A 13,931-nucleotide genomic window follows, 5' to 3' on the forward strand; every position below is an offset into this window, starting at 1 on the left:
AGCCGTCAGACGCGGGTCTCGCTCAGCTCCGGACGCGGCTCGCCCACGGCGACCAGGCGTCCGCCGGCGGGCCGGCCGCGGTACTGGAGGTGTCCCGCCCACAGGGCGCCCAGCAGACCCACGGCGGCGAGGGCGGCGCCGACCCAGGCCACCGAGGCGAAGCCGAACCCGGCGCTGATGGCCATGCCGCCGAGGGCCGGGGCGAGGGTGTTGCCGACGTTGAACGCCGACGTGTTGGTGGCTCCGACCAGCGTCGGCGCACCGGGCGCCACGACGAAGACCCGCGACTGCAGGATGGGGTTGGTGACGTACCCCGCCATGCCGAGGACGAAGACCAGGACCACGGTGGCGACGGTGTTGGACGCCAGTACGGCGAGCAGGGCGGAGGCGGCCACGAGGACGCCGGTGCCCAGGGCGAGCGTACGGATGGGATAGGTCTCGGCGACCTTGCCGCCGATCACCATGCCCAGCAGACCGCCCACGCCGAACAGCGCCAGGAGGACGGGCACCCAGCCGTCGGAGAGTCCGGTCACCTCGGTGAGCAGCGAGGCGAGGTAGCTGAAGGTGACGATGACGGCGCCGAAGGAGAACGCGGTCACGGTGTACGACAGCCAGAGCTGCGGGCGGGCCATGGCGCGCAGCTCCGCGCGGACGGTACGGGTCTCCTCCGCGGCGCCCTTGCCGCTCGGGATGGCGAACACGGAGCAGACGAGGCTGATGAGGGTGAGCACGGCCACGCCCCAGAAGGCGGCCCGCCAGCCGGCGAACTGGCTCAGGACCGTACCGGCGGGCACGCCGACGATGGTGGCGAGTGTGAGACCGCTGGCGACCACCGCGACGGCCTTGCCCTTGGCGTTCGCGGGGACGAGCGCGACGGCCGTGGCCACGGCGACGCCCCAGAACCCGGCGTAGGCGAGGGCGCTGACGACGCGGGTGGCGAACAGCACGCCGTAGCCGGGCGCCAGGGCGCCGACGACGTGGGCGGCGATGAAGACGGCCTGAAGGGCCACCAGGGCGGTGCGGCGGGGCCAGCTGAGGGTGGCCACCGCGAGCAGGGGCGCTCCGACGACCATGCCGATCGCGAACGCCGAGATCAGCAGCCCGGCATCGGGGATGGAGACACCCAGGTCGTCGGAGAGGTTGGGCAGCAGCCCGGAGAGCATGAACTCCGACGTGCCTTGGGTGAAGATTCCCAAGCCGAGTACATAGACGGCAAGGGGCATGGAGTGCCTCCAAAGGCGTTGACAGGGCAAGGGGGGATGCGGCCGGCGACGGGGGTTTGGCGCCGGCCGCACCGCGACAGTAGCACCTTTTGGAGCGCTCGCTCCAAAACGAGCCCGCGGCGGGCCCGGCCGAACCCGCCCGTCAGCCGCGCCAGTTGCCCGGCGCGTTCAGCTGCCACAGCAGCAGGGCCGTCTGCACGCGCTGCCGTCCCGACGGGTCGGTCAGCGACATGTCCAGGGTGCGCTCGGCCCGTGCCACGCGCTGGGCGACGGAACTGTGGTGCAGGGACAGGAGCTTGGCCGCCTCGCGCAGGGACCGGGTGCGGCACACGGCCTCCAGGGTCGCCAGCGTCTGCGCGCCGTCCTGTTCGGCGCCGAGACGGGCGAGGGCCATGACGTCGGGGTGGGCGAGCGCGGCGGCCGCCGGGATGTCGGCGAGCAGGGCCAGGGCGCCCAGGTCGGGGGCGGGCACCACCGTCGGCCACGTGGGGCCGAGGCCCGCGAACCGGGCCGCGCGGCGCGCCTGCGACCACGAGTCCGGCAGCCGCTCGGGGGCGACCGCCGGGCCGATGCCGACGGCCACGTCGCGGGGTGCCACGGCCGGCCCGCCCCGGGGGGACGCCGGGCCGGGCAGCAGGATCGCGCCGACCGTGGGCCACAGCGCGCCGCGCGGCGCTCCGCTTCCGGCGCGGGCGTGCGGCACGTGCAGGGCCGCCGCGCAGGCGGCCAACGCCGGTCGCAGCGCGGTCGGTTCGGGGACCACCACGGCGGCCGCCCGCACCAGGCCTACGGGCGCCAGACCGAGCAGATGCAGGGCGCGGGACCGCTCCGTCTCGGGCATCCGGGGAGCCAGGACCGCCTGCACGAGCGCCGGATCCCCGAGCCCCGGCGGCCACCAGGGGTCGGGCGCGGGCATCTCGGCCTCTTCGGCGCCGGGGGACGGCGGGACGTCGTCGCCGCCGGCCAGGACCGCGGAGGCGGCGCGCGCCATGCGCTCAAGCAGCGGTTCGTCGAGGGGCGAGGGAGATCCCGCGCGTTCGATCCACACCTCACCCGCGCTGTGTCCGTCGACGAAGACCGTACGGCGCGCGGACGGCGCCGCCTTCCCCGGGTCCAGCGGGCGGCCCTCCGGACTGCTCCGCAGGACGTGGTGGTGGTCGGTCAGGCCGGCGCAGCAGCCGGCGGCCCACGCGGCGGCCCGGACCAGCGCGTCGGCGTCCGTGACGCCGCCGAGGAGCCGGTCGAAGCGGGTAAGCGGACCGGGCGCCGTGTCCGCGCCGTAGGCCGGGGCCGGCGGGTCTGACGTCAATCCGTGCATTCGCGGAGGCTAATCTCCGGGAGCGGCACGGCACGCCCGCCGCCGCGACAGTACGTCAGGTCGCCGCGCCAATCGGTGGCCGCAGAGCGGGAACGGGCGACGGGCGGCGGCGGCGGACCCGCCCGCCGCTTCGGGAGGATGAGCCCATGAGTGATGCCACCCGCCGATCCGCCGCCGCGCCTTCACCCACCCGCATGCGACTCCGCCCCGACCTGGCCCCGCTGGTCGAGGACATCCCCTACCTCGACGTCGCGGAGCCGCCGGTCGCCCGCGCCACCCTCAAGGAGCTCGAGGCGCAGTGGGAGCCGGCCGACACCAGCGCCATCACGATCACGGAGCGACTCGTCCCCGGCCCGGAAGGCGCCCCTGACGTCGCCGTCCGCATCTACACCCCGCGTACCGCCGGACCGCACGGCGGTCTGCTGTGGATCCACGGCGGCGGGTTCGTCATGGGCAGCCTGGAGACCGAGCACAACCAGTGCGTCTGGTTCGCCTCGCGGGCCGACGTCGTCGTGGTGAGCGTGCAGTACCGGCTGGCGCCCGAGAACCCCTTCCCGGCCGGTGCGGAGGACTGCTACGCCGCCCTTGGGTGGCTCGACGCGCACACCGACGAGCTGGGGGTCGACGCCGGTCGCCTCGGTGTCGCCGGGTGCAGCGCGGGCGGGGCGCTCGCCGCCTCCGTCGCCCTGATGGCGCGCGACCGCAAGGGCCCGCAGCTCGCCCTGCAGGTGCTCACCTTCCCGGTGACCGACGACCGGATGGACACCCCGTCCGCGCGGAGCTTCCACGACACCCCGGTGTGGTCGACCCCGCAGTCCGAGGCGATGTGGCGCCACTACCTCGGCGAGGGCCACGAGGAGCGGGTGACCTCGCCGTACGCGGCGCCCAACCGCGCCGACGACCTGAGCGGTCTCCCGGCGGCCCACATCGTCACCGCCGAGTACGACCCGCTGCGCGACGAGGGCATCCGCTACGGACAGCGGCTTCTCGAGGCGGGTGTTCCGGTCACGCTCCACCAGTGGTCCGGGGCGTTCCACATCTTCGACTCCTTCGGCACCGCCACCGGGCAGCGGTCGATCGACGAGCTGGTGCTCGCCGTGAGCGAGTCGCTGGGCGGCTGAGCAGCGCCGCCCACGCTCCCGCCACCCTGTACCGCTCCCAGGAGGATTCCCATGACCGAGGCGCCGGGCACACCGCGGCCCGTCCGTGTCACCGCCGATCCGGACTGGTACGCCGACGCGGGCATCGCGCTCGGCGTCCGGGTCGGTGACCTCGTCTTCGTCTCCGGACAGGCCCCGATCGACGACCACGGGGCCACCGTCGGCAAGGACGACTTCGAGGCGCAGGCCCGGCAGGCCCTGGCCCACCTGGCCCGCGTCCTGGAGAACGCCGGCTCCGGTCTGGACCGCGTGGTCAAGGCGACCGTGTTCGTCACCGACATCGCCCGGCACCAGGACGCCTTCGCGCGGGTGCGTGCGGAGCACTTCGCCCCGCACGCGTTCGCCGAGTCCTTCGTCGAGGTCTCCTCCCTCGCCGACCCGGACTGGCTGGTCGAGATCGAGGCGATCGGGGTGGTGGCGTGAGTTCGACCCGACTTTTTGTGCGACCGCTCCAAAACCTTTAGGGTGCGAGCATGGCGAGGCCCAGGAAGTTCGACGAGACACGTGCCCTCACCGCCGCCATGCACGCGTTCTGGCGGCAGGGCTACGAGGCGACGTCCACCCGGGACCTGGCGGACTCGACCGGAATCGGCCAGTCGAGCCTGTACAACACGTTCGGGGACAAGCGCGAGCTGTACCTGCGGGCCCTGCGCCGCTACTACGAGACGCACACCGCCGAGCAGACCGCCATCCTCGAGAACCCGGGCCCGGTCAAGGACCGGCTCCGCGACCTGATCATGCTCGCCCTCGACGCCGACCTGTCGGACCCGGAGGCGGCGGGATGCTTCGCCATCAACGCGTCGGTCGAGAAGGCCGACACGGACCCCGAGGTACGACGCGAGGTGCTCCGGCACTTCACCACCGTGGAGGAGGCGCTGCGCGAGGCCGTCGCACGCGGCCGGCGCACCGGTGAGATCACCGGGGAACGGAGCACCGAGACAGTGGCCCGGCAGGTACTCAGCACCTACTACGGACTGCGTGTGCTGGCCCGGGTCTACGACGACCGGCAGGCGCTGCTCGATGTGGTCGACAGCGCTCTGGACGCGCTGTAGCGGAGGCGAGTCCGCCGGTTTCAGGACATGACAGAGTGGCTCGCCGCCCGTTGCGTCCACAATCGCGTCCGGCCAGGGTCGGCCGTGTGAATGCAGCCAACGCTCCCTACCGGAAACTCCACAGGAACGTCCCCGGCTCGCCCCGCGCGGCAGGCCGCGCCCAGCAGCATCCGTCCGGCCAGCACCTCGGCTGGGCGAGCCTGACACCCGCCGAACTGCGGGTGGCCCGCCTGGTGTCCGAGGGACTGACGAACCGCGCCGTCGCCACCCATCTCGTCGTGTCGCCGCACACGGTGGACAGTCACCTGCGCCACATCTTCACCAAGTTGGGCATCTCCAGCAGGGTTTCCCTTGCCCGCCTGACCGTTTTCCATGACCACGGGGGCCACCAGGAGCGGCCCTCGGACAGCGCAGTCAGCCCCAACTAGACCTCGGTCAAGGGCACTTGACGGACTAGTCGGCCCTCCGTTGCGACGCGGGGCGGTCTGCGGCAATAGTGGCATTCGCCCGATCGGCGCGGTCCCCACGAGGACCGCGCCGCCCAGACTCGTTACCGCGCCGGCATGCCGCCGCATCCGAGCGCCGCAGGACGGAAGACGCCGGGCAGGACCTCACCGCGACGCGCGATCGCGTCCGCGCCATCCGCCCGTCACCACGCCCGCCATCAGCCGGAGACGATCCGGCGCGCCCTCCGAGGGATACCGATGACCGACATTCTGTCCCACCTCCGTTCCCTGCCCGCACTGCAACAGCCCGAGTGGGGCCAGCACCCGCGGCTCGAAGAGGTCCGCACGGACCTCGGCCGGATGCCCGCCCTGGTGGACGCCGAGGCGGTGCGCCGGCTGCGGACCCTGCTGGCGGAAGCCGCCGCCGGCCATGTGCAGGTGATCCAGACCGGCGACTGCGCCGAGGACCCGGCCGAGGCCAACCTCGACGACGTACGGCGCAAGACCGCGCTGCTCGACGTACTCGCCGGCACCATGAAGCTCGCCTCCGGCAAGCCCGTCCTGCGCGTCGGCCGGATCGCCGGGCAGTACGCCAAGCCGCGCTCGAAGCCCACCGAGGTGGTGGGCGGCACCGAACTGCCCGTCTACCGGGGCCACATGGTCAACCGCCCCGAGCCCGACCCCGAGCTGCGCCGCCCCGACCCGGCCCACCTGCTGACCGGCTACCGCGCCGCCAGCGACACCATGCACTACCTGGGCTGGCGCGGCACCGCGGCCCGGTCCGAACTGGACGTGCCGGTGTGGACCAGCCACGAGGCCCTGCTGCTCGACTACGAACTGCCCATGCTGCGCCGCGAGGCCGACGGCTCGCTGCTGCTCACCTCGACGCACTGGCCGTGGGTGGGCGAACGGACCCGGCAGCTGGACGGCGCCCACATCGCCCTGCTGTCCGCGGTCTCCAACCCGGTCGCGGTCAAGGTGGGCCCGTCCATGACGACCGACGAACTCCTGGCCCTGTGCGACCGGCTCGACGCCCAGCGCCGCCCGGGCCGGCTCACCCTCATCGCCCGCATGGGCGCCGACAACGCGGCCGTGAAGCTGCCCGCGCTCGTCGAGGCGGTGGACCGGGCGGGCCACCCGGCGCTGTGGCTGTCGGACCCGATGCACGGCAACACCGTGTCCGGCCCCGGCGGGCTCAAGACCCGCCTCGTGACCACCGTCGTCCGCGAGATCGAGGCGTTCCAGGACGCGGTGAACACCGGCGGCGGCATCGCCGCGGGCCTGCACCTGGAGACGACCCCGGAGAGCGTCACCGAGTGCGTCTTCGACGCCGACGGCCTCAGCGGCATCGGCGACAAGTACCTCAGCTTCTGCGACCCGCGCCTCAACCCCCGGCAGGCCATCGAGGCCGTCGCCGCGTGGCGCGGATGAGCACCGCTCCGTCGCGCGACCCGGGCGCCCCGCGCCCCGCTTCCCCCTCTGACCCGTCCCGTACGGAGGTAGTAACCGTGGAAGGAACAGTCGCCCTGGTGACAGGTGCGGCCGGCGGCATCGGCGAGGCCGTGGTGCGGTTGCTCGCCGAGCGCGGTGCGAGCGTCGCCGCCGTGGACCTGGCGCCGGACCGGCTCGACACGACGGTCGGCAAGCTGCGAGCCGAGGGGCTCGCCGTGACCGGCTTCCCGGCCGACGTCACGTCGAGCGACGCCGTCGAGGCGCTGGTCGCCCGGGTCGAGGACGACCTCGGCCCGGTGGAGCACCTGGTGAACGCCGCCGGGGTGCTCCGGCTGGCCGAGGCGCGGGCGCTGAGCGACGAGGACTGGCAGACCACCTTCGCGGTCAACACGACCGGCGTGTTCCACACCTCCCGGGCCGTGGTCAACCGCATGGTCCCCCGGCGTCGCGGCGCGGTCGTCACCGTCGCCTCGAACGCCGCCGGCACGGCCCGCGCCCAGATGGCGGCGTACGCGGCGTCCAAGGCGGCCGCGACCGCGTTCACCAAATGCCTGGGCCTGGAGGTGGCGGCGTACGGCATCCGCTGCAACGTCGTCGCGCCCGGCTCCACCGACACACCGATGCTGCGCGGCATGCACACCGCCGACACGGCGGCCAAGGCGTCCGTCGCCGGCTCCCCGGAGGCGTACCGCGTCGGCATCCCGCTGGGCAAGGTCGCCCGCCCCGAGGACATCGCCCAGGCCGTGGCCTTCCTCCTCTCCGACCAGGCCGGCCACGTCACGCTGCACGAACTGACCGTGGACGGCGGTGCGACGCTCGGTGTCTAGCAACGAAAGGAACGACCGGCCCATGCCCGGTATCCCGCCCATCGAGTCGTACCCCATGCCCGCGGAGGGCGACCTTCCGGCCAACACGGTCGAATGGCCGGTGGACCCCCGGCGCGCCGTGCTGCTGCTGCACGACATGCAGGAGTACTTCCTCAAGCCGTTCCCCCGTTCCGAGGAGCCCGGTGGCGCCCTGGTCGGCAACGCCGCGCTGCTGCGCGAGCGGTGCGCCGCGCTCGGCGTCCCGGTCGCCTACACCGCGCAGCCGGGCGGCATGACCCCCGAGCAGCGCGGCCTGCTCAAGGACTTCTGGGGGCCGGGGATGCGACCCACCCCCGAGCACCGCAAGGTGGTCGCGCCGCTCGAACCGGCCGGTGACGACTGGACCTTCACGAAGTGGCGCTACAGCGCCTTCTTCAAGTCCGACCTGCTGGAGCGGATGCGCTTCCACCGCCGCGACCAGCTCGTGATCTGCGGCGTGTACGCGCATGTCGGCGTGCTGATGACCGCGGTCGAAGCCTTCACCAACGACATCCAGCCCTTCGTGGTGGCCGACGCGGTGGCCGACTTCTCGGCCGACCACCACCGCATGGCCCTCGACTACGCGGCACAGCGCGCCGCCCGGGTCGTGACCGCCAAGACCGTGCTGACCGAACTCGACGCGGCGGAGGCGGCGCGCTGAGCGCGTCGCCGACGAAAGGATTCACCATGGCAAGGCTGGAAGGCGCGCACGAACTCCTGACGCGCGTCCTGGAGGGCTCCGCCGGCGCGTTCGCTCTGCTGCACCGGCCCGAGACCGTCGACCCGGACACCCTGGAACTGCTGGTCGGTGACGTGGCGGAGATCGCGTCCCTCGCCGACCTGGACCTGCCCGAGCGGACGGACGCCGCCGCGCGCTCGGAGGTGCTCACCCTCATCCCGTACCGCCAGCTCGCCGAGCGGGGCTTCGCCGCCCCGGACGACGGTGCGCCGCTGCTGGCCATGACGGTGCGCGAACAGGCCGCCGTGCCGCTGCGGCAAGCGCTGCCGCTGCTGCCGGACGAGCCGGTGAAGTGGACCGACGGCCACTTCGACGTGGACGACGACGCCTACGGCGACATCGTCCGGCGGGTCGTCGCGGACGAGATCGGCACCGGCGAGGGCGCCAACTTCGTCATGCGGCGCTCGTTCGTCGCCCAGCTCCCCGGCTTCGGGGTGCCCGCGGCGCTGTCCTTCTTCCGCCGGCTGCTCCAGCGGGAGTCGGGGGCGTACTGGACGTTCCTCGTGCACACCGGCGACCGGACCTTCGTGGGCGCCACTCCGGAGCGGCACATCAGCGTCCACGACGGCACCGCCGTGATGAACCCGATCAGCGGCACCTACCGCTATCCGGCGGGCGGTGCCGACCTCGACGGTGTCATGGACTTCCTCGCCGACCGCAAGGAGGCCGACGAGCTGTACATGGTCGTCGACGAGGAACTGAAGATGATGGCCCGGATCTGCCCCGACGGAGGGCAGGTGGTGGGCCCGTATCTGAAGGAGATGGCCCGCCTGGCGCACACCGAGTACTTCATCGAGGGCCGTACCGACCGCGATGTGCGCGACATCCTGCGGGAGACGCTGTTCGCGCCGACGGTGACCGGTTCACCGCTGGAGAGCGCCGCCCGGGTGATCAGCCGCTACGAACCCCAGGGGCGCGGCTACTACAGCGGCGTGGCCGCCCTGATCGGGCGGGACGCCGCGGGCGGTCGCACCCTGGACTCGTCGATCCTGATCCGCACCGCCGACATCGACGCCGAGGGCACGATGCGGATCGGGGTGGGCGCCACGCTCGTACGGCACTCCGATCCGACCTCCGAGGTGCACGAGACGCGCGCCAAGGCCGCCGGGCTGCTCGCGGCGCTCGGGGACCCCGAACCCATCCGGTTCGGTGCCCATCCCGCCGTGCGCGAGGCGCTCGACGAGCGCAACACGGCCATCGCCGACTTCTGGCTCAGGGAGACCGGGTCGCGCGAGGGCGCGGTCGAGTCGCTGGCGGGCCGGCGGGTCCTGGTGATCGACGCCGAGGACACCTTCACCGCGATGATCGCCCAGCAGATCCGTTCGCTGGGCTGCGAGGTGAGTGTCCGGCGCTTCGACGAGCCGTACCGGTTCGACGAGCACGACCTGGTGGTGATGGGCCCGGGGCCCGGCGACCCGCGTGACACCCGGCATCCCAAGATCGCCCATCTGCGCTCGGCGGTCTCCCAACTCCTCGACGAGCGCCGCCCGTTCATGGCGGTGTGCCTGAGCCACCAGGTGCTCAGCACGCTGCTCGGTCTCGACCTCGCCCGCAGGCCGGTGCCGAACCAGGGCGCGCAGCACGAGATCGACCTGTTCGGCAGGCGGGAGCGGGTCGGCTTCTACAACACCTTCGCCGCCCGCGCCGAGCACGACGCCTTCGAGCACCCGGCGCACGGGAGGATCGAGGTGAGCCGTGACCCGGAGACCGGCGAGGTGCACGGTCTGCGCGCGGCCGGTTTCGTGTCCATGCAGTTCCACGCCGAGTCCGTGCTGACCGTGGACGGGCCGCGGATCATCGGCACGCTGCTCGAAGGGCTGGCCGGCGCATGCGTGCGGTAGTCGTCTGGTGGGACCTGAGCGAGTCGGAGCAGACCATCGCGTCGTTGCGGGAGTTCCTGCGCGACGAGGCGGTGGACCGCTTCGCCCGGGTCCTGGGGCTGCGGCTGAAGTTCTGGATCTCGGACGCGGCGACGAACCGGTGGGGGGCCGTGCTCCTGTGGGAGTCGGCCGAGGCCGCCGCCGCGCCGCTGCCCGCCCGGGCGGCCGAGCTGATCGGCTACCCGCCGACGCAGCGGTACGCCTTCGACGTCGAAGCCACCGTCGAGGGCGAGTTCGCGCTCGCCGCGCTCGCCGGGCGGGGCGCGGCCCTGGAGTCGCCCGCCGACCCGTCCGCGGCCGGAAAGGTGACGTAGTCGGGCTCCGCCGGTGGCAGGTGGTTCGCCCCCCTTGCCACGATCTCCGCCAGGAGGCCGGATGCTGTCGTCGTCTTCCCCTGTCCGCGACGCGGCCGGCCTCCTGCCGCCCCGCCGGGCGGCCACCGCCTGCCGCCTGGCGGCGTGCCCCGCGTGCTCCACGCCTGCGCCACGACAGCCGTACCCCAGCGCTTCTGGGCCCTCTGCCGAGGTATGACCCGCTTCGGCCCACGCCGTGAAGAGTAGGACAAGGATGACCACCGCCATACCGTCAACTCCCGCTGTACAGGCCCGGATACCGGGATCGAAGTCCCTCACCAACAGGGCGCTCCTGCTCGCCGCGGCGGCCGGCTCGACCAGCACCCTGGGCGCCCCGCTGGTCAGCGACGACACCGTCGCCTTCCGCGACGCCCTGAGCGGACTGGGCGTCCGGGTGGAACGCGACACCGACGACGTCGCGTGGCGGGTGTCCGGCCTCGGCGGCGGGCCGGCCGGCTCCGGGAGCGTCTGGTGCGCCGACGCGGGCACGGCGGCCCGTTTCCTGCCGCCGTTCGCCGCCGTGGGACACGGCGACTTCCGCTTCGAGGGCTCCGACCAGCTCACCGCCCGCCCCGTCGCTCCCCTCGCCGACGCCCTGCGGCGGCTGGGCGCCGACGTCACCACGGCGGCCGGCGGCCGGCTGCCGCTGCGGGTCCGCTCGCAGGGCCTCGACGGCGGTGAGATGCCCCTCGACGGGACGCTCAGCAGCCAGTTCCTGACCGGACTGCTGATGGCGGGCCCGCTGATGCGCGCACCGCTGACGCTGAACGTCCCCCATCTCGTCAGCCGCCCGTACGTCGACATGACGGTGGCCCTGATGCGGCACTTCGGCGCCCGGGTGGACGAGGCCGCCCCCGGCGCGTTCACGGTCGGCCCGACGGGCTACCGCGCGGCCGACCTGCGGATCGAACCCGACGCCTCCACGGCCTCGTACTTCTTCGCCGCCGCCGCGATCACCGGCACCAGCGTGACCGTGCCCGGTCTGGGCCGCGGCAGTCTCCAGGGCGATCTGCGCTTCACCGACGTGCTCGCGCGCGCCGGGGCCCGGGTGGAGAGCACCGAGGAGGCGACCACGGTCACCGGCACCGGTGTGTTCCGGGGCGGGTTCGAGGTGGACATGGGCGAGATCTCCGACACCTTCATGACCCTCGCCGCGATCGCGCCGCTCGCCGACGCCCCCCTCACCATCCGGGGGATCGGGCACGCGCGGCTGAAGGAGTCGGACCGGATCGCCGCCGTCGAGGGCAATCTGCGGGCCCTCGGCATCCGTACCGAGAGCGGCCCGGACTGGATCACCGTCCACCCCGGCAGGCCCGCACCGGCGGAGATCGCCTGCCACCGCGACCACCGCATCGCCATGGCGTTCTCCGTCCTCGGCCTGGACGCGGAGGGCATCACCCTCGACGACCCCGGATGCGTCGCGAAGACCTTCCCCGGCTTCCACGCGGAGCTGCACCGGCTCTTCCCGCGCCACCCCCTCCCGGCCGCCGCCCACTGACCGACCGAGCTACTGACTGACGCGGGGGGCACACCTCCGCGTACGGAAGGGAACGGAAGCACACCATGGCTCACATACTGATCGCCGGAGGCGGTATCGGAGGGCTCGCGGCAGCGCTGTCGCTGGCCCGGGCCGGGCACCGGGCCACCGTCCTGGAGCGCGCCGACACCTTCGCCGAGATCGGCGCGGGCATCCAGCTCGGCCCCAACGCCTTCCACGCCCTCGACCGGCTCGGGGTGGGCGAGGGCGTGCGCGCGCGGGCGGTCTTCATCGACGAACTGCGCTTCATGGACGGCACCACGGACGAGAAGGTCGCCGCGATGTCGCTGACCGGTGCCTACCGGGAGCGCTTCGGCAACCCGTACGCGGTGGTGCACCGCGGCGACCTGTACCAGCCGCTGCTCGCCGCCTGCCAGGCGCTGGAGAGCGTCGAACTCGTCCCCGAGGCGGCGGTCGAGAGCTACCGGCAGGACGCCGGGAGCGTGACCGTGCGTACCTCGGACGGGCGGACCTTCACCGGCGCGGCCCTGATCGGTGCGGACGGCATCCGTTCCACCGTGCGCGCGCGGATGCTCGGTGACGGTGACCCCCGCGTGTCGGGCCACACCATCTACCGCTCGGTGATCCCGATCGCGAAGGTGCCCGAGGAGCTGCGGTGGAACACCGTGACCCTGTGGGCCGGGCCCAAGTGGCACTTCGTCCACTACATGATCGGCGGTGGCGAGTTCCTCAACCTCGCGGTGACGCGGGACAACGGCGCGCGCGTGCCGGTGGCCGGCCGGCCGGCGGCGCGGGACCACGTCCTGGAGCAGTTCCCGGGGCTCGGCGCCACCGCCCGCCGGCTCCTCGAACTCGGCGAGGACTGGCGCGAGTGGGTGCTGTGCGACCGCGACCCCGTCGACCGGTGGACCGACGGCCGGGCCGTCCTGGTCGGCGACGCGGCCCACCCGATGCTCCAGTACGCGGCCCAGGGCGCCTGCCAGGCGCTGGAGGACGCCGTCGTCCTCGCGGACCTGCTGGCCGGTGCGGACGAGGACGACATCGTGCAGCGTCTGGAGAAGTTCAACGCCACCCGCCGCGAGCGCACTGGCAGGACGCAGCTGGTCGCCCGGCGGATGGGGAGCGAGCTCTACCACCCGGCCGGCGACCGGGCCGTGGAGCGCAACCGGATGCTCTCCGCCTTCTCGCAGGAGGAGCTGTACGACCAGGTGTCCTGGCTGCACGGCGACCGCGGCTTCACCCGCAGCGGCCTTGAGGGAGAGCGCGCTTGAGCAGGTTGCGCTGGCTGACGGCGGGGGAGTCGCACGGCCCCGCACTCGTGGCCACACTGGAGGGTCTTCCCGCCGGTGTCCCGGTCACCACCGAGCTGGTGGCGGACCACCTCGCGCGGCGGCGTCTGGGCTATGGGCGTGGTGCGCGGATGAAGTTCGAGCAGGACGAGGTCACCTTCCTCGGCGGTGTCCGGCACGGTCTCTCGCTCGGTTCTCCGGTCGCGGTGATGGTGGGCAACACCGAGTGGCCGAAGTGGGAGAAGGTGATGTCGGCCGATCCGGTCGACCCGGCCGAGCTGAAGGAGACGGGCCGCAACGCGCCGCTGACCCGGCCCCGTCCGGGCCACGCTGACCTGGCCGGGATGCAGAAGTACGGTTTCGACGAGGCCCGGCCGATCCTGGAACGGGCCAGCGCCCGGGAGACCGCAGCCCGGGTGGCCCTCGGTGCCGTCGCGCGGTCCTTCCTCAAGGAGGCCGCCGGGATCGAGATCGTCTCGCATGTGGTGGAGCTGGCGGCCGCGAAGGCGCCGTACGGGGTGTACCCCAAGCCCTCCGATGTCGAGAGGCTGGATGCCGATCCGGTGCGCTGTCTGGACGCCGACGCGTCGAAGGCGATGGTCGCGGAGATCGACCAGGCCCACAAGGACGGGGACACCCTGGGTGGTGTCGTGGAGGTGCTGGCCTACGGCGTGCC

At 73.2% G+C, this 13,931-nt stretch carries 14 protein-coding genes; 12 read left to right on the forward strand and 2 right to left on the reverse strand.

Annotated features, from left to right (window positions below; genetic code table 11):
- Nucleotides 1-5: 5 nt before the first annotated feature.
- Together ACWDX6_RS09300 and ACWDX6_RS09305 are read right to left on the reverse strand one after the other, a co-directional pair.
- A complete protein-coding gene (locus ACWDX6_RS09300; RefSeq protein ID WP_451484315.1) occupies nt 6-1,223 on the reverse strand; it encodes a Cmx/CmrA family chloramphenicol efflux MFS transporter in 1,218 nt (405 codons plus the stop codon).
- A 142-nt stretch (nt 1,224-1,365) separates the two neighbouring features.
- Nucleotides 1,366-2,541, reverse strand: coding sequence for a helix-turn-helix domain-containing protein (locus ACWDX6_RS09305; protein ID WP_451484316.1), 1,176 nt, complete (start codon nt 2,539-2,541; stop codon nt 1,366-1,368).
- A 146-nt stretch (nt 2,542-2,687) separates the two neighbouring features.
- Between ACWDX6_RS09305 and ACWDX6_RS09310 the strand changes: the two genes are divergently transcribed.
- From ACWDX6_RS09310 to aroC, 12 genes are all read left to right on the forward strand, one after another.
- On the forward strand, nt 2,688-3,662 hold the full coding sequence (locus ACWDX6_RS09310) for an alpha/beta hydrolase (RefSeq protein WP_451484317.1): 975 nt from the start codon (nt 2,688-2,690) through the stop codon (nt 3,660-3,662).
- A 51-nt stretch (nt 3,663-3,713) separates the two neighbouring features.
- Complete coding sequence (locus tag ACWDX6_RS09315; protein WP_451484318.1) at nt 3,714-4,124, forward strand: RidA family protein; 411 nt, start codon at nt 3,714-3,716, stop codon at nt 4,122-4,124.
- Nucleotides 4,125-4,174: 50 nt separating this feature from the next.
- On the forward strand, nt 4,175-4,753 hold the full coding sequence (locus ACWDX6_RS09320; RefSeq protein ID WP_451484319.1) for a TetR/AcrR family transcriptional regulator: 579 nt from the start codon (nt 4,175-4,177) through the stop codon (nt 4,751-4,753).
- An 86-nt stretch (nt 4,754-4,839) separates the two neighbouring features.
- Complete coding sequence (locus tag ACWDX6_RS09325; protein WP_451484320.1) at nt 4,840-5,181, forward strand: helix-turn-helix domain-containing protein; 342 nt, start codon at nt 4,840-4,842, stop codon at nt 5,179-5,181.
- Nucleotides 5,182-5,457: 276 nt separating this feature from the next.
- Nucleotides 5,458-6,630: a 3-deoxy-7-phosphoheptulonate synthase gene (locus ACWDX6_RS09330; protein WP_451484321.1), complete on the forward strand. Its 1,173-nt coding sequence runs from the start codon at nt 5,458-5,460 to the stop codon at nt 6,628-6,630.
- Between the two features lie 77 nt (nt 6,631-6,707).
- Nucleotides 6,708-7,478, forward strand: coding sequence for a 2,3-dihydro-2,3-dihydroxybenzoate dehydrogenase (locus tag ACWDX6_RS09335; protein ID WP_451484322.1), 771 nt, complete (start codon nt 6,708-6,710; stop codon nt 7,476-7,478).
- A 22-nt stretch (nt 7,479-7,500) separates the two neighbouring features.
- Nucleotides 7,501-8,157 (forward strand): isochorismatase family protein, encoded by a 657-nt coding sequence (locus tag ACWDX6_RS09340; RefSeq protein WP_451484323.1) that lies wholly within the window; start codon nt 7,501-7,503, stop codon nt 8,155-8,157.
- Between the two features lie 26 nt (nt 8,158-8,183).
- Complete coding sequence (locus ACWDX6_RS09345; RefSeq protein ID WP_451484324.1) at nt 8,184-10,076, forward strand: anthranilate synthase family protein; 1,893 nt, start codon at nt 8,184-8,186, stop codon at nt 10,074-10,076.
- On the forward strand, nt 10,064-10,429 hold the full coding sequence (locus ACWDX6_RS09350; RefSeq protein WP_451484325.1) for a hypothetical protein: 366 nt from the start codon (nt 10,064-10,066) through the stop codon (nt 10,427-10,429). The genes ACWDX6_RS09345 and ACWDX6_RS09350 overlap by 13 nt, the downstream gene beginning before the upstream one ends.
- A 253-nt stretch (nt 10,430-10,682) precedes the next feature.
- A complete protein-coding gene (aroA, locus tag ACWDX6_RS09355; protein WP_451484326.1) occupies nt 10,683-11,966 on the forward strand; it encodes a 3-phosphoshikimate 1-carboxyvinyltransferase in 1,284 nt (427 codons plus the stop codon).
- A gap of 65 nt (nt 11,967-12,031) precedes the next feature.
- A complete protein-coding gene (locus ACWDX6_RS09360; protein ID WP_451484327.1) occupies nt 12,032-13,237 on the forward strand; it encodes a 3-hydroxybenzoate 6-monooxygenase in 1,206 nt (401 codons plus the stop codon).
- Nucleotides 13,234-13,931: chorismate synthase (aroC, locus tag ACWDX6_RS09365; RefSeq protein WP_451484328.1), on the forward strand; the 698-nt coding region annotated here is incomplete at its 3' end. The genes ACWDX6_RS09360 and aroC, both read left to right, overlap by 4 nt.

It is taken from the genome of Streptomyces sp. NPDC003027 (assembly GCF_053591435.1).